The sequence below is a fragment of the Actinomadura alba genome, from assembly GCF_014323705.1.
GTDB lineage: Bacteria > Actinomycetota > Actinomycetes > Streptosporangiales > Streptosporangiaceae > Actinomadura_C > Actinomadura_C alba.
In genome coordinates, this window is sequence record NZ_JABVEC010000003.1 from 79,035 (window position 1) to 96,232 (window position 17,198).

At 71.7% G+C, this 17,198-nt stretch carries 20 protein-coding genes; 14 read left to right on the forward strand and 6 right to left on the reverse strand.

From position 1 onward, the window contains the following. Nucleotides 1–45: 45 nt before the first annotated feature. Nucleotides 46–1,815 carry a RelA/SpoT family protein gene (locus tag HKK74_RS05960; RefSeq protein ID WP_187242062.1) on the forward strand — a complete coding sequence of 590 codons (1,770 nt, stop codon included), beginning with the start codon at nucleotides 46–48 and terminating at the stop codon, nucleotides 1,813–1,815. A gap of 81 nt (nucleotides 1,816–1,896) precedes the next feature. On the opposite strand, the gene HKK74_RS05965 is transcribed toward HKK74_RS05960, so the two are convergent. After that, nucleotides 1,897–2,499: a TetR/AcrR family transcriptional regulator gene (locus tag HKK74_RS05965; protein WP_187242063.1), complete on the reverse strand. Its 603-nt coding sequence runs from the start codon at nucleotides 2,497–2,499 to the stop codon at nucleotides 1,897–1,899. Nucleotides 2,500–2,587: 88 nt separating this feature from the next. Here HKK74_RS05965 and HKK74_RS05970 point away from each other — a divergent pair, with 88 nt between their 5' ends. From HKK74_RS05970 to HKK74_RS05980, 3 genes are all read left to right on the forward strand, one after another. Beyond that, nucleotides 2,588–3,001: an organic hydroperoxide resistance protein gene (locus tag HKK74_RS05970; RefSeq protein ID WP_187242064.1), complete on the forward strand. Its 414-nt coding sequence runs from the start codon at nucleotides 2,588–2,590 to the stop codon at nucleotides 2,999–3,001. 195 nt (nucleotides 3,002–3,196) lie between these two features. After that, the gene (locus tag HKK74_RS05975; RefSeq protein ID WP_187242065.1) at nucleotides 3,197–3,685 is read left to right on the forward strand and encodes a beta-class carbonic anhydrase; all 489 of its coding nucleotides are present in this window, start codon (nucleotides 3,197–3,199) and stop codon (nucleotides 3,683–3,685) included. A gap of 60 nt (nucleotides 3,686–3,745) precedes the next feature. Further along, nucleotides 3,746–4,615: a hypothetical protein gene (locus tag HKK74_RS05980; RefSeq protein ID WP_187242066.1), complete on the forward strand. Its 870-nt coding sequence runs from the start codon at nucleotides 3,746–3,748 to the stop codon at nucleotides 4,613–4,615. 88 nt (nucleotides 4,616–4,703) lie between these two features. On the opposite strand, the gene HKK74_RS05985 is transcribed toward HKK74_RS05980, so the two are convergent. Then, the gene (locus tag HKK74_RS05985; protein WP_187242067.1) at nucleotides 4,704–5,624 is read right to left on the reverse strand and encodes a threonine/serine dehydratase; all 921 of its coding nucleotides are present in this window, start codon (nucleotides 5,622–5,624) and stop codon (nucleotides 4,704–4,706) included. Nucleotides 5,625–5,784: 160 nt separating this feature from the next. On the opposite strand from HKK74_RS05985, the gene mmuM reads away from it, so the two are divergent. The 7 genes from mmuM (at nucleotide 5,785) to HKK74_RS06020 (ending at nucleotide 12,891) form a co-directional block, all read left to right on the forward strand. Further along, entirely contained in the window at nucleotides 5,785–6,702 is a 918-nt protein-coding gene (gene mmuM / locus HKK74_RS05990) for a homocysteine S-methyltransferase (protein WP_187242068.1), read from the forward strand. A gap of 46 nt (nucleotides 6,703–6,748) precedes the next feature. Further along, nucleotides 6,749–8,137, forward strand: a complete 1,389-nt coding sequence (locus HKK74_RS05995) for an FAD-binding oxidoreductase (protein WP_187242069.1) — start codon at nucleotides 6,749–6,751, stop codon at nucleotides 8,135–8,137. A gap of 65 nt (nucleotides 8,138–8,202) precedes the next feature. After that, nucleotides 8,203–8,982: an SIR2 family NAD-dependent protein deacylase gene (locus HKK74_RS06000; protein ID WP_187242070.1), complete on the forward strand. Its 780-nt coding sequence runs from the start codon at nucleotides 8,203–8,205 to the stop codon at nucleotides 8,980–8,982. Nucleotides 8,983–8,996: 14 nt separating this feature from the next. Further along, the gene (locus tag HKK74_RS06005) at nucleotides 8,997–9,632 is read left to right on the forward strand and encodes a maleylpyruvate isomerase N-terminal domain-containing protein (protein ID WP_187242071.1); all 636 of its coding nucleotides are present in this window, start codon (nucleotides 8,997–8,999) and stop codon (nucleotides 9,630–9,632) included. A 186-nt stretch (nucleotides 9,633–9,818) separates the two neighbouring features. After that, nucleotides 9,819–11,207 (forward strand): cytochrome ubiquinol oxidase subunit I, encoded by a 1,389-nt coding sequence (locus HKK74_RS06010; RefSeq protein WP_312881283.1) that lies wholly within the window; start codon nucleotides 9,819–9,821, stop codon nucleotides 11,205–11,207. Beyond that, nucleotides 11,204–12,205 carry a cytochrome d ubiquinol oxidase subunit II gene (locus HKK74_RS06015; protein WP_187242072.1) on the forward strand — a complete coding sequence of 334 codons (1,002 nt, stop codon included), beginning with the start codon at nucleotides 11,204–11,206 and terminating at the stop codon, nucleotides 12,203–12,205. The genes HKK74_RS06010 and HKK74_RS06015 overlap by 4 nt, the downstream gene beginning before the upstream one ends. Continuing rightward, on the forward strand, nucleotides 12,202–12,891 hold the full coding sequence (locus HKK74_RS06020; protein ID WP_187242073.1) for a YoaK family protein: 690 nt from the start codon (nucleotides 12,202–12,204) through the stop codon (nucleotides 12,889–12,891). The genes HKK74_RS06015 and HKK74_RS06020 overlap by 4 nt, the downstream gene beginning before the upstream one ends. Here HKK74_RS06020 and HKK74_RS06025 read toward each other — a convergent pair. The 3 genes from HKK74_RS06025 to HKK74_RS41285 are packed head-to-tail and all read right to left on the reverse strand — an operon-like array spanning nucleotide 12,866 to nucleotide 14,805. After that, entirely contained in the window at nucleotides 12,866–13,342 is a 477-nt protein-coding gene (locus HKK74_RS06025) for a hypothetical protein (RefSeq protein ID WP_187242074.1), read from the reverse strand. The two genes, HKK74_RS06020 and HKK74_RS06025, sit on opposite strands and share 26 nt — an antisense overlap. Continuing rightward, nucleotides 13,339–13,905 (reverse strand): ferritin-like domain-containing protein, encoded by a 567-nt coding sequence (locus HKK74_RS06030; protein WP_187242075.1) that lies wholly within the window; start codon nucleotides 13,903–13,905, stop codon nucleotides 13,339–13,341. Before HKK74_RS06030 ends, HKK74_RS06025 begins: the two co-directional genes overlap by 4 nt. 48 nt (nucleotides 13,906–13,953) lie before the next feature. Next, nucleotides 13,954–14,805, reverse strand: coding sequence for a helix-turn-helix domain-containing protein (locus HKK74_RS41285; RefSeq protein ID WP_222721932.1), 852 nt, complete (start codon nucleotides 14,803–14,805; stop codon nucleotides 13,954–13,956). Nucleotides 14,806–14,837: 32 nt separating this feature from the next. Here HKK74_RS41285 and HKK74_RS06040 point away from each other — a divergent pair, with 32 nt between their 5' ends. Continuing rightward, nucleotides 14,838–15,233 carry a DUF4345 domain-containing protein gene (locus tag HKK74_RS06040; protein WP_222721933.1) on the forward strand — a complete coding sequence of 132 codons (396 nt, stop codon included), beginning with the start codon at nucleotides 14,838–14,840 and terminating at the stop codon, nucleotides 15,231–15,233. Here HKK74_RS06040 and HKK74_RS06045 read toward each other — a convergent pair. Further along, a complete protein-coding gene (locus tag HKK74_RS06045; RefSeq protein WP_187242076.1) occupies nucleotides 15,173–15,970 on the reverse strand; it encodes a hypothetical protein in 798 nt (265 codons plus the stop codon). The two genes, HKK74_RS06040 and HKK74_RS06045, sit on opposite strands and share 61 nt — an antisense overlap. Nucleotides 15,971–16,047: 77 nt before the next feature. On the opposite strand from HKK74_RS06045, the gene HKK74_RS06050 reads away from it, so the two are divergent. Continuing rightward, the gene (locus HKK74_RS06050; protein ID WP_187242077.1) at nucleotides 16,048–16,641 is read left to right on the forward strand and encodes a TetR/AcrR family transcriptional regulator; all 594 of its coding nucleotides are present in this window, start codon (nucleotides 16,048–16,050) and stop codon (nucleotides 16,639–16,641) included. A 151-nt stretch (nucleotides 16,642–16,792) separates the two neighbouring features. Then, a complete protein-coding gene (locus HKK74_RS06055; protein WP_187242078.1) occupies nucleotides 16,793–17,095 on the forward strand; it encodes a hypothetical protein in 303 nt (100 codons plus the stop codon). Nucleotides 17,096–17,198 lie beyond the last annotated feature (103 nt).

Consider the following 17,198-nt stretch of genomic DNA (forward strand, 5'->3'; position numbering starts at 1 on the left):
TTACACGCTGTAGCAGATCAGCGCTGCGGACAGGCGGTATGCGCGATGACGACCACCGACCCGGCCCATCAGGGCCGACCGGCCGTTCGTCCGGCCCGCGCGGCACGGCGCCGGCTCGGCGTCGCTGCGCTGTCGGCCCGGCCGTTCCGGCCGGGGCGTCCCGATCCGGTGCAGCCGGGGGTCGAACCGCTGATCGCCGCGCACCGGGCCGTCTACCCGAGCGTCGACGTCCACGAGCTGCGCCGCGCCTACGCGGTCGCCGAGCGCATGCACCGCGGCCAGCCCCGCAAGTCGGGCGCCCCGTACGTCACCCACCCGCTGGCCGTGGCCATGATCCTCGCCGCGATGGGCATGGACACCACCACGCTCGTCGCCGCGCTGCTGCACGACACCGTCGAGGACACCCCGTACACGCTCGGCGAGGTCCGCGCCGACTTCGGTGACGAGATCGCCGTGCTGGTCGACGGGGTGACCAAGCTCGACGGGGAGAAGTGGGGCGACCGGGCCGAGGCCGAGACCTTCCGCAAGATCGTCTTAGCCGCCGCGGCCGACCTGCGGGTGTTAGTGATCAAGCTCGCCGACCGGCTGCACAACCTCCGTACGATCGGTTTCCAGTCACCGCACAAGCGCGAGCGGATCGCCAACGCATCCCTGGAGCTGCTCGGGCCCTTCGCCGAACGGCTCGGCATCTATGTGCTCAAGCGCGAGCTCGACGACCTGGCGTTCGCCGCGCGCGACCCGGCCGCCCACGCGGCGACAGAGGTGGCGGTGGCGGACGCGCTGGCGGACGTCGACACCGCCCTGGGCCCGGCGTTGAGCCGGCTGCGGTCGGCGCTGGCCGAGCACCGGGTGCGGGCGCGGGTGTCGCTGCGCCCCCGCCACCTCTACAGCGTCTACCGGGATCTCGGCGCCGATCCGGGCCGGATGCGGCCGAGTGAGGCGGGCCGCGTCCTGATCGTCGTGGACGGCGACGACCAGGAGTGCTACATCGCGCTCGGCGCCGTGCACTCGGCACTGCGCCCGATCCCCGGCCGGGTGAAGGACTTCATCGCGCTGCCCAAGTTCAACCTGTACCAGTCACTGCACACCGTCGTGATCGGACCCGAGGGCGACCTCCTCGACGTCATCGTCCGCAGCCGCGCGATGCACCCCGTCGCCGAGTACGGCATCGTCGCCCACATCCGCGCGGCCGGCAACGAGGCGGCCACCGCCGACGCCGTCGCCGGGCGGCGCGACCTCGGCTGGCTGCGGCAACTGCTCACGTGGCAGTCCAGCGCCCCGTCGGCGGAGTTCCTCCACAGCCTGCGGGCCGAGCTCGCCACCGGGCACGTCGCCGCCTTCACCCCGGCCGGCGACGTCATGGCCCTTCCCGCCGGCGCCACCGCCATCGACTTCGCCTACGCGCTCGGAACCGAGACGGGCGACCGCTGCATCGGCGTGCTCATCAACGGGCGCCTCGCCGCGCTCTCAGCCGAGATCCGCAGCGGCCAGGTGGTCGAGATCCTCACCGCGCCGGGCGGCGGGCCGTCCGAGGAGTGGCTGGAGTTCGCCACGACCGCGCAGACCCGCGTGCGCATACAGCACTGGCTGGCCAGCCGCAGGGCGGACGAGGCCGCCGACACCGGCCGGCGCGGCCTGGCACTGGCGCTCGCCGCCCACGGCATCGACCTGCTGGCCGCCGAGGCCCAGGGCGAGTCGCTGGCGATCGCCAGGGGGCTCGGTTTCGTCGAACTCGACGACATGTACGCCGCGATGGACGGCGGGCGTCTCTCCCTGGATGAGCTCGTGGGCAGGTTCACCGAGCCGGCCACCTGACACCGCCGGCGGCGGCGGCACAGACCAGTCCCACCCGCACGCCACCGCATCCCGATCAGCCCGGTACGAACCACCGCATGATCACGAGGTGTTCGGTGCGGGCCCGAGCAGGCGGGTGACGGCATCGCGGACGAGGTCGCGGACCTCCTCGGCGTCGTCGAGCTGGCCGCCGACCACGAGGCCGTCCCGGAACAGCATGAGCATGGCACTGGTACGTTCCACGTCCGGATGCGCCGCAGCCGTCAGCAGGTCGCGCAGAAGCTCCCGGAACCAGCTCCGATGGGCGGCGACCACCTGGCGCACCGGGTGGGCCGGATCGGGATACTCGGCCGCCGCGTTGATGAACGCGCAACCGCGAAAGCCCGGCCCGCACCCGAGGTCGCCGATGGACTCGAAGACGCTGAGCAGCACCTCACCCGGCGGCATGCCACCGGCCCGTGCCTCCTGCACGGCCGCCCGCTGCCGGCGGCTCTGCCCGGAGAGATAGACGCCGACCAGGTCGTCCTTGGCCGGAAAGTGACTGTAGAACGTGGCCTTCGCCACCCCGGCCTCAGCGATGATCCGGTCGATCCCGACCGCGCGGATCCCCTCGGAGTAGAAGAGCCGGCCGGCCGTTCTCACGATCCGGCGGCGTGCGGGGCTCTCCCGCCTGGTCGCGCCGGGGACGGGGCTGATTACCGACATGTTTTGACATTACCAGACAGGTCTGTCTACTATTGCGCCTATCAGACAGACTGGTCTGTCTATAAAGCTCGGCAGAGAGGACCTCCTCATGACCGCCTTGTACACCGCAGTCGCCACCGCGTCCGGCCGCGACGGCCGCGCCGTCACGTCCGACGGAAGGCTCGACGTTCAGCTGGACCGGCCCGCCGAGCTGGGCGGTGACGGGCCGGGCACCAACCCCGAGCAGTTGTTCGCCGCCGGCTACTCCGCCTGCTTCGCGAGCGCGCTGGCCCTCGTCTCCGGCCGCGAGAAGGTGGACCTCGGCGACGCCGCCGTGACGGCCGAGGTCGGCCTGCACAAGAACGACGCCGGCGGGTTCGCACTGGCGGTCACCCTGCGCGTCGAACTGCCCGACAACGTCTCTGTCGAGACCGGCCGCAAGCTGCTCGAGGCCGCCCACCAGGTGTGCCCCTACTCCAACGCCACCCGCGGCAACATCCCCGTGGACCTCGTCATCGAGTGAGGCCGTGCGGCCCGGCCCGCGGCGGGCCCCTTCCGGAGCGGACGTCTCCGGGAGGGGCCCGCGGCGTACGAACGGCGACTCCGGGTAGCGGCGCGCATCGCTGTTGTCAGCGGCGGGAGTCCCGCCTCGGATAAAGTCGATTATTCCGATCATCTGAATAGGTAATTACCTCGCTCGACGGACCCTGGAGGACCCGTGTCGGTGACGGACGAGTACCTCGAGAACAACGCCCGCTATGCGAAGGACTTCTCCGGTCCTCTGCCACTGCCACCGTCCAGGCAGGTGGCGATCGTCGCCTGCATGGACGCCCGGCTCAACGTCTACGGCATCCTCGGGCTGCGCGAGGGCGAGGCGCACGTCATCCGCAACGCGGGCGGCGTGGTGACCGACGACGAGATCCGGTCACTGGCCATCAGCCAGCGCCTGCTCGGCACCCGCGAGATCATCCTCATCCACCACACCGACTGCGGGATGCTGACGTTCTCGGACGATGAGTTCAAGCGCGCGATCCAGGACGAGACCGGGCTGAAGCCGGCCTGGGCCGCCGAGGCGTTCACCGACCTCGACGAGGACGTACGCCAGTCGGTCGCGCGCATCAAGGCGAGCCCGTTCATCCCGCACACCGACGCGGTCCGAGGTTTCGTGTTCGATGTGGGCACCGGTCTGCTGCACGAGGTCGCCTGACCGGCCATGCGTCCGGAAACCCGGTGGCCCGGTGCCGGCGGCGGCTGATTCACTTCTGCCATGTCCGCCGATGAACCGATGCCGCTGCGGCCGTTCCGCTGGGATCTCGTACGTCGCGATCAACTGGGCACGCTGCTGGACGGAGGCGGCGAGCCGGATCTGTGGTTCCTCGACGACCTGATCGACTGCTCTGCACGCCTGCTCGCCCGCTGCGCGGACGGCGAACTCTTCCTCGTCGGACGTTCCCTCGACAGCGTGTACGACCTGCTGAGCGGTGCGCTTTCCGGAACCTCCTGGGCCGACCGGATCCAGCAGGTGCCGTTCTCGGCGGCACACACCCGGGCGGACGGGCTGCACGCCATAGAGGCGCCCCAGGTGCGGCAGCTGCGCGCCAACCTCACCGCCGCCGGGCTGTCGCCCTACGATCTGGCGCGCAGGCGCCGGCCGCTCGTGTTCGCCGACATCATCAACAGCGGGCACACGTTCAGAATCCTTTATCGCCTGCTCCGGGATTGGATCGAGGACGAGCGGGCCCAATGGGACGTGATCCGCGGCAAGCTCGGGTTCCTGGGCGTCACCATCCGAGAGCGCACCAGCCCCAACACCTGGCGCTGGCACCAGGTCGCCGAGTGGCCGAACGAGCTTCCGGCACGCGCCGTCCGCAACGTCTCCCTGGATTTTCCGGTGTGGTCCTACCTCGGCGACCGGCAGACGAAGCTCACCCCGTCGTTCCACCGGCGGCGCTGGTCCGATGACGCGGTGCTACAGCCGGATCACGGTGAGGCCTCCCGCAGCGCCCTCGCCGAGGCCGTCGCGCTGGTGGAGATCGGTCGCGAGCGCGACACCCGCCGGCGGCTGACCCGGGTCATGGTGACCGAACCGGCCATGGCCGAGCGGTGGCTGCGCTCGCTCATCTCCGAGCTGCGCTGACCCGGGTCGGCCGGCGCGGCGGCCGGCGGACGGTCGGCGTTCATCTTCCTCATCACCGTCAGCCGGATCACTGTCAGGCCGATCACTGTCAGCCGGCGAGGTCCGAGGGATCGGTGTTGGCGCCGCACAGTATGACGGCGACGCGCTCCCCCGGCCGAGGACGGTAGGCGCCGGTGGCCAGCGCGGCGAGAGCGGCGGCGGTGCCGTGCTCGACGACGAGGCGGTGGTCGTCCCAGAGCGCTCGCCGTGCCCGCGCGATGTCCGCGTCGGTGACGAGCAGCGACTCGACTCCCGTGCGCACCGCCACCTCGAAGGCGATGTCGCCGAGGCGGGTGGCCCCGAGCGAGTCCGCGGAGGTCCCGCCGACCTCGACGTCGACCGGCCCGCCCGCTTCGAGAGCGCGGTTGAGCGTGGGGATCCGTTCGGGCTCGACCCCCACCACCTTCGCCCGTCCCTCGACGGCGGCGGCGACGCCCGCCATCAGCCCGCCGCCGCCGACCGCGATGAGGATGGTGTCGACCCCGCCGGTCTGGGCGAGCAGCTCCAGGCCGACGGTGCCCTGCCCGGCGCAGATCTCCGGCTGGTCGTAGGCGTGGCAGAACAGCGCGCCGGTGTCCGCGACGCGCTTGATCGCGGCTTCGTAGGCGTCGCCATAGATCCGCCCGACCCGGCGAACCGTCGCGCCGAGCGCGGTGAGCTTGCGTACCTTCACCTCGGGCGCGGTCTCGGGCACGTACACCTCCGCCGGGACGCCGAGGGCGACGGCGGCGTGGGCGACGGCGACGCCCGCGTTCCCGCCGGACGCGGCGATCACACCGTTCTCAGGAAGCTCTCCGTCCTCTCGGGCGGCGAGAATGCGGTTGAAGGCTCCGCGGGCCTTGAACGACCCGGTGTGCTGGACGTGCTCGAGCTTCATGAAGAGACCGGGTCCGGCCGCCATGACGGGCGTGGTCCGGATATGCCCCGCGATGCGGGCGGCCGCCGCTTCGACCTCTGAGCCAGTGAACACGGTCTCTCCCCTCCCAGGCGGGGGTGCCCGCCGAGTCCGTCAACCGTATGCGCCGGGCGGCTGAGCGCGGAATCCGGCTCGCGCGCGACCGCTCCGGCCGGTGCGCCATGCGCTCACCAGGGGCGCGTCTCCATCCGGACCGGCCGCATAGGATCGCCGCGTGAGCCGCACATCACTGGGCCAAGCGATCTCCCGTGAGGTCGTCGTGCTCGACGGGGGGCTCGCGACGCGGCTCGAGGCTCAGGGCCATGATCTTTCCGGCGGCCTGTGGTCGGCCCGGCTGCTCGCGGACGCGCCCGAGGCGATCGTCGAGGCGCATCTGTCCTTCTTCCGGGCCGGAGCGCGGGTCGCCACGACGGCGAGCTATCAGGCGACCTTCGAGGGGTTCGCAGCAAGCGGGCTCGGCGCGGCCGACACCGCCCGGCTGCTGCGGCGCAGTGTGACGCTCGCCGCGAAGGCGCGCGATCGCCACGCCGCCGAGACCGGCGACGCCTCACTGTGGGTGGCCGCGTCCGCCGGTCCGTACGGCGCGATGCTCGCCGACGGATCGGAGTACCGCGGGCGCTACGGGCTGTCGGTGGCCGAGCTGACCCGGTTCCACCGGCCCCGCCTGGAGGTGCTCGCCGAGGCGGGCGCCGATGTGCTGGCACTCGAGACGGTGCCGGACCTCGACGAGGCCGAGGCTCTGCTGGCCGCTCTCGATGGGCTCGGCGTCCCTGCCTGGCTGTCGTTCACCGTCGACGGCGACCGGACCCGCGCCGGGCAGCCGCTCACCGAGGCGTTCGCGGCCGCTCGCGACGCCGCCGCCCTCATCGCGGTCGGCGTCAACTGCTGCGCTCCCGCCGACGTCACCGGCGCCGTACGGACCGCGCGCGCGATCACCGGCAAGCCCGTGATCGCCTATCCCAACAGCGGTGAACACTGGGACGCGACGGCCCGGGCCTGGACCGGGACCTCCGGATTCGACCCCGCGCCGGTCGACGACTGGGTGGCGGCCGGGGCGCGGCTGATCGGCGGGTGCTGCCGCGTCGGCCCCGCGGACATCGCGAACATCGCCGGTCGGCTCCGGCCGGCATGACCGCACCCGGCGAGATCGCCGGTGAACGAGGAGAGAGGGGTCGGCGATGGTGTCGCAGGAACTGGTCACCATGCTGGGGAAGCGGCTTCCGCCCGGACGGGTGGTGACCGATCCCGAGGTGGTGGCCGGGTACGCCCGCGACCAGGCGGCACTGGCGCCGTACGGGACGGCGCTCGCGGTCGTACGGCCGCAGGACACCGAGCAGGTACGGGCCACGGTCGCGTTCTGCGCGGAGCACGGCGTGCCGATCGTGCCGCGCGGCGCGGGCACCGGCCTGTCCGGCGGCGCCAACGCCCTCGACGGCTGCGTCATCCTGTCCCTTGCGGCGATGGACGCCATCGTGCAGATCGATGCGGCGGAGCGGCTCGCGGTCGTGCAGGCGGGGGTCGTCAACGACGACCTGCGACGGGCCTGCGCCGAGCACGGCCTCTGGTACCCACCGGATCCGGCCAGCGCGCCGTGGTCGACGATCGGCGGGAACGTGGCGACCAACGCGGGCGGCCTGTGCTGCGTGAAGTACGGCGTCACACGCGACTACGTACTGGGCCTGGAGGCGGTGGTCGGCCGCGGCGAGGTCGTACGGCTGGGCCGGCGGACCGCCAAGGGCGTGGTGGGCTACGACCTGTGCGGGCTCATGGTCGGCTCGGAGGGCACGCTCGGCATCGTCACCGAGATCACCCTGCGGCTGCGCGGCACCCGTCCGGCCGAGCGCACCGTCGTCGGCTACTTCGACTCGCTGACCGACGCCGGAGAGGCGGTCAGCGCGGTGACCGAGGCCGGGGTGGTGCCGAGCGCGCTGGAACTGGTCGACCGTTACTGCCTGCTCGCGGTGGACGAGTGGAAGCGGATGGGGCTGGCCGCCGAGGGCGAGGTGCTGCTGCTCGGCCGTACGGACACGCCCGGCCAGGCCGGCGAGGACGAGACCGACACCATGCTCCGCTGCTTCGAGCGCGCCGGGGCCACGTGGAGCACGCGGTCCACCGACGACGCCGAGGCCGAGGCGCTGTTCGCCGCGCGCCGGCTCGCCTATCCCGCACTGGAACGGCTCGGCCCGGTGATGACCGAGGACGTGTGCGTGCCACGCGCGCTCGTACCGGAGATGCTCGCCCGGATCGAGCGGGCGGCCCGCGACAACGACGTGCACATCGCCAACATCGCGCACGCGGGCGACGGCAACCTGCACCCCTTGATCATCGCGCCGGACGACGAGGCGGTCCGGGTCCGCGTGGAGCGCGCCTTCGACCAGATCATCGACGATGCCCTCGCGCTCGGGGGCACGGTCACCGGCGAGCACGGCGTCGGGCTGCTCAAGCGGCGCGGTCTGCACTCCGAGCTCGGGCCCGCCGTCGTCGCCATGCACGAGGCGGTCAAGAACGCGCTCGACCCGGCCGGCATCTTCAACCCGGGCAAGGTGTTCGGCTCCCCCACGAGCTGACCGGGCTTCAGGCGGCCGGGAAAACCGATCGCCACGCCAGAGGACGACGCCGTACGGTCGGGCGCATGAACGAGAGGGCTCCCGACTGGGCACAGGACGTCTCCCGCATCGCGGTGCTGACCGGCGCGGGCATCTCCACCGACTCGGGCATCCCGGACTACCGGGGTCCCGACGGCGTGTGGACGCGGGACCCCGGTATGGAGCAGGCGTTCACGCATCAGAAGTACGTCGCCGACACGAAGGTCCGGCGCCGCTTCTGGCACTGGTGCGGGGACCTCCACCAGCGCGACGCGCGGCCCAACGCCGCGCACCTCGCGCTGGCGGACCTCGAGGCCGCCGGGTCGGCGGTGCGGATCCTCACCCAGAACGTCGACGGGCTGCACCAGAAGGCCGGTTCCACGCCCCGCAAGGTCCTGGAACTGCACGGCGGCATGGCCACCGCGGCGTGCCTGCGCTGCCGCGCCAAGACCCCGACCGGGGACGTGCTCGCGCGGGTCGCCGCCGGCGAACCGGATCCGGCCTGTCACGACTGCGGGGGGATTCTCCAGCCGTCGATCATCATGTTCGGGCAGCTTCTCGACCAGGCCGTCCTCGCCCACGCGGCCGCGATCGCCCGGACGGCACAGCTGTTCCTCGCCATCGGCAGCTCCCTCATGGTCGAGCCCGCCGCCGGCCTGTGCGGGGTGGCCGTGGAGAACGGAGCCCGGCTGGTCATCGTCAACCGGGACCCCACGCCGTACGACGACCTGGCCACCGAGATCGTCCGGGAGCCGATCGGCGACGCGGTGCCCCGTCTCTGCGCCATGCTCACCCCCAGTGCGCAATCGATGATGTCGGAGCGCTGATCATGGAGGACCTCATGAGTGCCATGGACGCGTACCTGAGCGCCGCGGACCAGGCGGCCGCACTGCTGCGGAAGCCGGAGGTCGCCGCGGCGTGGGAACGGCCCAGCGCGCTGGCCGAGATGACGGTCGGCGGCCTGGCCGGCCACCTCGCCTTCCAGATCTTCAGCGTCGGCTCCGCGATGCGAGAGCCCGCGTCCGAAGAGGCGCCCATTCCGCTGCTGGAGCACTACGCGCGTGCCGCGTGGATCGACGCGCCGCTCGACGGGGAGGTCAACGCCGGCATTCGGGCCAAGGGCGAGGTCATCGGCTCCGAGGGACCGCGGTCGTTGTGGAAGCGCGCCGACGCCTCGCTCGCCGAGGTGCGGACCGGTCTGGCGGGACGCTCCGGCGACCAGGCCGTGTTCATGCCGTGGACCGGCTGGGCGCTGAGGCTCGACGACTTCCTCACCACACGGACGATGGAGCTCGCCGTGCACATGGACGATCTCGCCGTCAGCGTGGGGCTCACCACCCAAGACGTCTCGGACGCCGCTTTCGAGCCCGTGCTGATGCTCTTGACCCGGCTCGCCGCCCGGCGGCACGGCCAAGCGGCGTTGCTTCGGGCGTTGACCCGGGTGGAGCGAGCACCGGCGGCGATCAACGCGTTCTGAGTCATCGCGCCCGAGCGCCGCGGCCCGTGAGACGGCCGGGCTTGTGCACATCGTGACCGCGCGCGGGGTGATCCATTGCCCGCTCGTCGCGGAGACTGTGCGAAGCCGCGCGCAACACCCACCACCCCACCGGCACCTCCGAGCGCGGTCCGGGGCGACGCCACGACGCGGCGGGGAGGAGCACGCGTGCCCGACCTGTTCGCCGCCTCGGCGACGCCCGCCGACCTGATGGCCGCACGCGTGCAGATGGCCGTCTCGCTCGGGTGGCACATCATCGTGGCCTGCTTCGGTGTGGGCATGCCCGTGCTCACCGTGTTCGCCGAGTGGCGCGGCTACCGGACCGGCGACGATGCCTATGTCCGCCTGGCCCACCGCTGGGCGAAGGTGATGGGCGTGCTGTTCGCCGTGGGCGCGGTGTCGGGGACGGTCCTGTCGTTCGAGATGGGGCTGCTCTGGCCGGAGCTGATGGCGACGTACGGGCAGGTGTTCGGGCTGCCGTTCGCCCTGGAGGGGTTCGCGTTCTTCATTGAGGCGATCTTCGTGGGGATCTATCTGTACGCCTGGGACCGGCTGTCGCCGCGGGCGCACGTGCTCTCCGGCCTGCCGGTGTGCGTCGCCGGGGTCGCGTCGGCGTTCTTCGTGGTGTCGGCGAACGCGTGGATGAACACGCCTCGCGGCTTCGACCTGGTGGGCGGCCGGGTCACGCACGTACGGCCGTGGGCGGCGATGTTCAATCCGGCGATGCCCCTGCAGGTCATCCACATGATCCTCGCCGCGTTCATGGTGACGGGCTTCTGCATCGCCGGGGTGTACGCGGTGGGGATGCTGCGCGGCCGGCGGGACCGCCACCACCGGCTCGGTTTCCTGATCCCGTTCATCGCCGCCGCCATCGTCACCCCCGTACAGGTCGTCGTGGGCGACGCGCTGGCCCGGCATCTCGCGACCGCGCAGCCGCCCAAGCTTGCGGCGATCGAGGGTCTCACCCGCACGGGGTCGCACGTGCCGCTGTCGGTCGGCGGCGTCTTCGTCGACGGCGAGCTGCGCTACGCGATCCACATCCCGAACGCCCTTTCGCTGCTCGTCGGCTACCGGCCGAGCACGGTGATCCAGGGGCTCGACATGGTGGCACCGGCCGACCGGCCGCCGGTGAACCCCGTGCATCTGAGCTTCCAGCTCATGGTGGCGATCGGATTCGGGCTGCTGGTGCTCAGCGCCTGGTTCGCCCTGGCCTGGTGGCGCCGTCGCGACCTGCCCCGCTCGCCCTGGTTCCTGCGGCTGTCCGCGCTCTCGGGCGTGGGCGCCGTCCTGGCCCTGGAGGCCGGCTGGGTCACCACCGAGGTCGGCCGCCAGCCGTGGGTCGTGTGGCAGCACATGCGCACCGCCGACGCCGTGAACCCGGCACCGGGACTGTGGGCGGGCCTGCTGGCGGTGCTCGCCGTCTACGCGGTTCTCACGGTCGCGACCGCGTACGTGCTGAACCGGCTGCGCACCCGGCCCGTCACCGCCCCCCAGGAGGAGTGGGCCGACGAGGCCCTCGACGCCGGCACCGGCACCGCCCGGGAGCACGGCCCATGACCGCGGCGCAGTGGCTGCTCGTCATCGCCTGGCTCGGCATCACCGCGTACGCCCTGCTGGGCGGTGCGGACTTCGGCGGCGGCTTCTGGGACGCCCTCGCCGGTGGGCCGCAGCGGGGCAGCGCCCAGCGCGGCCTCATCGAGCACGCGATCGGGCCCGTCTGGGAGGCCAACCACGTGTGGCTCATCTTCGTCCTCGTCCTGTTCTGGACCTGCTTCCCCCTGGTGTTCGCCTCGGTCGCCTCCACGCTGTACATACCGCTCACCCTCGCCGCGTTCGGCATCATCGCGCGCGGGGCGGCGTTCGCGTTCCGCAAGGCGAGCACCGAGCTCTGGCAGCTCCGGCTGTTCGGCGGCGCATTCGCCCTGTCGTCGATCCTCACCCCGTTCTTCCTCGGCACCGTCGCGGGCGGCGTCGCCTCCGGGCGCGTACCGCTCGGCATCACCCGAGGCCACATCGTCGAGAGCTGGCTGAACCCCACCTCGATCCTCGGGGGGCTGCTCGCCGTCGGCACGACCGCCTATCTCGCCGCGGTGTACCTCACCGCCGACGCGCGCCGTCACGGCAGCGTGGAACTGGCAGAGACCTTCCGCCGTCGCGGGCTCGCGGCGGCCGTGGTCACCGGCCTGCTCGTTCTCGGCGGCGTCGCCGTCCTGCGCGCCGACGCACCCCGGCTGTACGCGGGGCTCACCGGCCGCGCCTTGCCCGTGGCCGCGCTCTCGGCGCTGGCCGGCGTCGTCTCGGTCGTCCTGCTGATCAAACGCCGGTACGTCCTGGTGCGGATCACCGCCGCGCTGGCCGTCGCGGCGGTCCTGTGGGGCTGGGCCGTCGCGCAGTACCCCGTCCTGCTGCCCCCGGGCGGAACGGTCTCCCGTACGGCCGCCGAGCCCGGCGTGCTGCGCGCGACGCTGGCGACGACGATCGTGGGCCTGCTGCTCCTCGTCCCGTCGCTCATCTGGCTGTTCGCGCTGTTCCAGACCCAACGCCCCACGCGGTGAGCCCGCCCCGCCGGGCGGCGCGGGAACCGAGGCGGACACCGCTCACCGTCTCGCTGACGCTCCTCGCCATCGGGTCGGGCGCGTCGGACGCGTTGAGCCTCACCTCGCTCGGGACCGTGTTCACCGCGATGATGACCGGCAACCTGATCCTGCTCGGCGTCTCCCTGGGGCACGCGCACTTCGCCTCGGCGCTGCCCGCCGTCGTGTCCATCTCGGCGTACATCGCGGGCGTGTTCGCGGCGGCCTGGTGGCTCCGGGGCGTGCGGGCGAGCGCGGACGAGCCGTGGCCGCGCCGGGTCACTCACATGATGGCCGCGCTGGCGCTGATCCAGGCGGTCGTTCTGTCCTGGTGGTTCGCGACCGGCGGGCACCCCGGCCTGGCGGCCCGCCTGGCGCTCGTCGGGCTCACGGCGGCGGCGATGGGCGTACAGAGCGGGGCGGTCAACGCCCTCGCGGTGGGCGGTACGTCGACGACCTACCTCACCGGCACGCTGACCACGCTGACGACCGAGCTGGCCACCACCACGGGTGAACCGCTCATCATGCGGCGCCGGGTGATGGTCATCGTGGCGGCCCTCGTCGGGGCGCTCCTCGAAACCGTACTGCTCATCCGGGCCCGCGCCATCGCACCCGCGCTGCCCCTCGTCACCACCCTCGCCGTCATCGCGATCGCCCGAGATCGTTGAGGGCCTCGAAGGTCGCCACCGTGGCCACCCCGAAGGCGAGATGCGGGACGATGTCGGACGCCCATCCGGCGAGACCCCACGTACGCGGGTCGGTCAGGCCGGACAGCACGAGCGGCACATCACTCATCGCCATCGCCGCCGCGCCCACCGCCACGGCCGCCACCGGCGCCCGCAGCCTGAGGCCGCCGGCGCGCACCGCGCCGAAGACCGCCCCGGTGACGAGCCCGACGCCGTAGCCGAGCAGGGCGCCGATCGCGCTCGCGCGGTTGCGCCAGTCCTCGTCCTCGCGCGGCACTTCGACGCCCGCCAGCTCCGCGAGCCGGTCCACCAGCCGGCCCGGTAACTCGCTGGCGGGCCGCCCCCGGACGGCCATGTCCAGATAGCCGACCGCATCGAGCGCCAAGATGCCGACCGCTCCGGCCACTGCGCCCAGCAAGAGCTCCCGTCTCACAGCACCCCGCTCGAATCGGGCCCCTTCAGTTCGCTCGGCAGGCGCTCCAGCAGGCTTCTCAGATCGTCGGCGTGCTCTTCCTCGTTGGCGAGCAGGTACTCGAACAGCCGGCGCGTGGTGGGGTCGCCATCACCGAGCCACTGCGCTATCTCGGTGTACGAGGCGATGGCGATCCGCTCCGCGACGAGATCCTCCTTGATCATCTCAACCAGGTCGAGGCTCGCGTCGTACTCGGTGTGCGACCGGGTGGCCAGGCCCTTCGGGTCGAAGTCTGGTTCTCCGCCCAGCTGCACGATCCGCTCGGCGAGCCGGTCCGCGTGGTCCTGCTCGTCGGCCGCGTGCTCGAGGAACTCCTTCGCCACGGGTTCCGCGTGGATGCCCGTCGCCGTGTAGTAGTGCCGCTTGTACCGCAGCACGCAGACCAACTCGGTCGCCAGCGCCTCGTTGCAGACCTGGATCACCCGATCGAGATCGGCACCGTACGCGTCGGTCACCGGACCCTTGTCGATCTCCGCCCGCGCGCGCTCGCGGAGAGTGGTGATGTCAGTAAGAAATTCCGCCATGCCGGGACTCCCAAGGGTCAGGTTTCTCTACTACCCGCCCCTTACCCGTCACGATGCGGATACACCACGTGTAACCGGAGGCACAGCGTCTGTGATCACCGTGCCGTCTCGTGGCTCCGGCGGTCCGCTCGCCGCGTCAACGATGGTGAGACCGGCCGCGAGCAATCGAGAGGGCGGCAGCCCGAACATCCGGTGGAACGCCGCGCTGAAGTGTGACGGACTGGCGAACCCTGCGTCCATCGCGGCCGTGGTGAGGTCTCGCCCTTCCGCGATCAGCTCCGCGACGCGCGTCATCCGGGTCCACAGCCGGTAACGGCGCAGGCTCGTACCCGTGTGGACAGGGAACAGGTGGAGGAATCGTGAGGTGGAGAGGCCACAGTCGGCGGCGAGTTCTTCGGCCGAGACGGTGCGGTGCACCTCGGCACGCAGGCGTGCCGCGGCGGCACGGATGCGCGGATCGGACCGAGCCGCCCCGCGTGGTGCGGCGAGTTCCAGCCAGGCCGACGCGGAGGCGGCGTCGTCCCCGTGAGGAGCATGACGTACCAGCTCTCCCTCATCGCGGTGGCCGAGTCGAAGCCCGGCATCGCCCCCGGTCATCCTCTGCTCACACGCGGCACGTCGCGGCGAACCCGGATCGAGATAGCAGAACAGCATCCGATCACCATGGGCGACCAGCCGGTGCTCGACGCGAGGCGCGATCAGGGCGCTTCGCGCCGTCTGTACGGGTCGTCCTTTCGCCTGCACTGTGAAGACGCCGTCGAGGCCGACCGCCAGGCAGGACACCGAGCCGGAATGCAGGTCCAGGTCCAGGGCGGGCCCAGCGTAGATCGCCTGGCCCGGCCACAGCCAAAGCACGGCCCCGGCATCGCAGCAGGTTCGTGAAAGCACGGTCGAGCTCACGGCGGCATCATCTCCCAGAAGTTGATCCTTCGGTGAGCGGGGAGCGGGAGCACATGGCCGGTTTCGTCATCGCCGTCGTGGCGGTCTTCTTCCTGGGGATGGGCGGGTACGGCCTGGTGGCGCCCGCCGCACTGATCAGGCCGTTCCGGATGGCCGCCGACTCGACCGAAGCGCGGACCGAGATCCGTGCCGTGTACGGGGGCTTCGGCATCGCCATGGCCCTGGTGCTGGCCCTCGCGGCCATCGATCTCGGCGGGATCCGGCGGGGCGTCGTCATCGCGGTCGCGGCGGCACTCTTGGGCATGGCCTTCGGGCGCCTGGTGGCGCGCGTGGTCGAGCGGCCGTCGGCGTTCTACCCGTCCTGGTGCTACTTCTGGGTCGAGACGATCGGCGGTGGTCTCCTGCTCGCCACCGCCGGATCGGCCTGACGGCAGGTCAGGGCGAAGGCGAGCAACAACCCGCCGCCCGCGAGCACGACGATTCCCGACGGGAGCAGGAAACCGAACCGCAGGCCGATCGAGGCATGTACGGCCACGCCCGGTTCGCCGGTGAGCCGCATGACGACGATGGACCAGGCGCCGCGCGTCTTGTTCCAGTTCAGCGTCCGGGGACCGGCACCGGCCGAGGACGCCACCCAGAACGGCTGATCGGCCGGGCTCTCGGCACGGGCGGTTCCCGGCACCCGCCGGAAGACGGGCCGGAACGGGCTGAGCCCGGCCGAGATGAACTCGTCGTGGGAACTGCCCCGAAGGAAGGCCTCGACGTCGTCCTTGGGCCCGATGCCGACGAACAGGGGGATGTTCGGGTCCGAGGGGCGCACCACGACCCGGAGCCGGGCCAGCTCACCGACATCGGGACTCGGATCCGCCGCGTGAGCCGAGGTCGAACCCACCTGGATCTCGTCGGACTTGAGCGCTGCGGTGGGCGTGGCGAACTGGTGGGCCGGGCTGCTGAAGTAGCCGCCGGAGCCGCCCTGCACCGCCGCCAGCAGGGTGAACCCGGCTCCCACCAGCAAGAGCAGCACCGCGGCCACCGCGACCAACATGCACGGCGGCCGGCCGCGCCCGCGAGTGCGCTGTCGCCGTGCGACCGGAGCGGGGATCGTGGCGGCGGCCGGCCGCCGCGAGGAGCCGACCGTCGCGATGTCGGATCGGAACAACGTCATGCCGTCCTCCACATGGAGTTTTTATAACACGACCGTACTATAAAAAGACTGTATCACAGTTGTGCTATAAAGGCCCTGTGCCCAAGGTGGTGGATCCGGCGGAGCGCCGCCGCGAGCTGACGGCGGCCGTATGGCGGGTGATCCGCCGCGACGGCCTCGACCAGGCATCGGTCCGTAACGTCGCCCGCGAGGCCGGCGTGTCGATGGGGTCGCTGCGACACTACTTCGCCACGCAGTCCGAGCTGCTGGTCTTCGCCCTGCAAGTGATCATCGATCGGATCGAGACGCGGATCGCCACGCTGCCCACCGAGCCGGAATCCCGGCGGCAGGCCGAGCGGGTACTGGCCGAGCTGCTGCCCATGGACGCCGAGCGGGCCGCGGAGAACGAGGTTTGGCTCGCCTTCACCGCTCGCGCGATGGTGGACCCCGGGCTACGCGCGCTGCGGGACCGCAGCCACGACACCCTCCGGGAGGGCTGCCGAGCAGTGGTCCGCAGGCTCGCCGGCGGCGACGGGGCCGGAACGGACGTCGAGCTGGAGGCCGACCGGCTGCACTCCCTGATAGACGGGCTCGCCGTGCACGCCGCCATGCGACCGGACGTGACCACCAGCGAGCGGATGCGCGTCATCATCGCCCGCCACCTCGACGAGCTGGAGCGGACCGTCCGGTGATCCGGCAACCGCCGCCCCGGAGGAGCGCGTCTCCTACGCGGGCCGGCTGGGCCAGAAGTGGCTCGACGCGGACGACTGCGAGGTCCCCGACCTCGTCCGCAAGTCCCTCGACCAGGTGCTGGTCAAAATCTGAGAGCGGGAGGGGCAGCCGGTGACCCAAGAGAGCGACCAGGAGGAGCTGGAGGCGACGAGAGCGATCCTGGCGGAGGTCCGGGCGGAATTCTCGACGCTCAGAACAGCGGCCAGGGACTCCATCGCACGCGCCAACCGCCGGGTCGCCGAGGTCGAGAAGCAGGTCTTGGAGACCGCGGAGCTCCAGCTGAAACTGCTCGACGAGATCCACGTCAATCGCGCCAAACTCGACCGGATCCAGCTGGTGATCGAGCAGGCCGAACAGGCCGGCGAGATCGTGATCTTGGTATCCGCTCTCCGCGCCGTGCTCGAGGAGACCTGAGGGCGCGCCGCTCGGCCCAGGACACCTACACGCCGGCTCGGGCCGCTGGTCACCCCTGGCCGTGCGACCTGGGCGTATTCGTGAGGGTGGCCGAGTTACGGGC

Bases quoted from the DNA above. Each gene is read 5' to 3' on its own strand.
- HKK74_RS05960 (WP_187242062.1), top strand. From the start codon at position 46: ATGACGACCACCGACCCGGCCCATCAGGGCCGACCGGCCGTTCGTCCG.
- HKK74_RS05965 (WP_187242063.1), bottom strand. From the start codon at position 2,499: ATGTCGGTAATCAGCCCCGTCCCCGGCGCGACCAGGCGGGAGAGCCCC.
- HKK74_RS05970 (WP_187242064.1), top strand. From the start codon at position 2,588: ATGACCGCCTTGTACACCGCAGTCGCCACCGCGTCCGGCCGCGACGGC.
- HKK74_RS05980 (WP_187242066.1), top strand. From the start codon at position 3,746: ATGTCCGCCGATGAACCGATGCCGCTGCGGCCGTTCCGCTGGGATCTC.
- HKK74_RS05995 (WP_187242069.1), top strand. From the start codon at position 6,749: ATGGTGTCGCAGGAACTGGTCACCATGCTGGGGAAGCGGCTTCCGCCC.
- HKK74_RS06000 (WP_187242070.1), top strand. From the start codon at position 8,203: ATGAACGAGAGGGCTCCCGACTGGGCACAGGACGTCTCCCGCATCGCG.
- HKK74_RS06005 (WP_187242071.1), top strand. From the start codon at position 8,997: ATGAGTGCCATGGACGCGTACCTGAGCGCCGCGGACCAGGCGGCCGCA.
- HKK74_RS06015 (WP_187242072.1), top strand. From the start codon at position 11,204: ATGACCGCGGCGCAGTGGCTGCTCGTCATCGCCTGGCTCGGCATCACC.
- HKK74_RS06030 (WP_187242075.1), bottom strand. From the start codon at position 13,905: ATGGCGGAATTTCTTACTGACATCACCACTCTCCGCGAGCGCGCGCGG.
- HKK74_RS06045 (WP_187242076.1), bottom strand. From the start codon at position 15,970: ATGACGTTGTTCCGATCCGACATCGCGACGGTCGGCTCCTCGCGGCGG.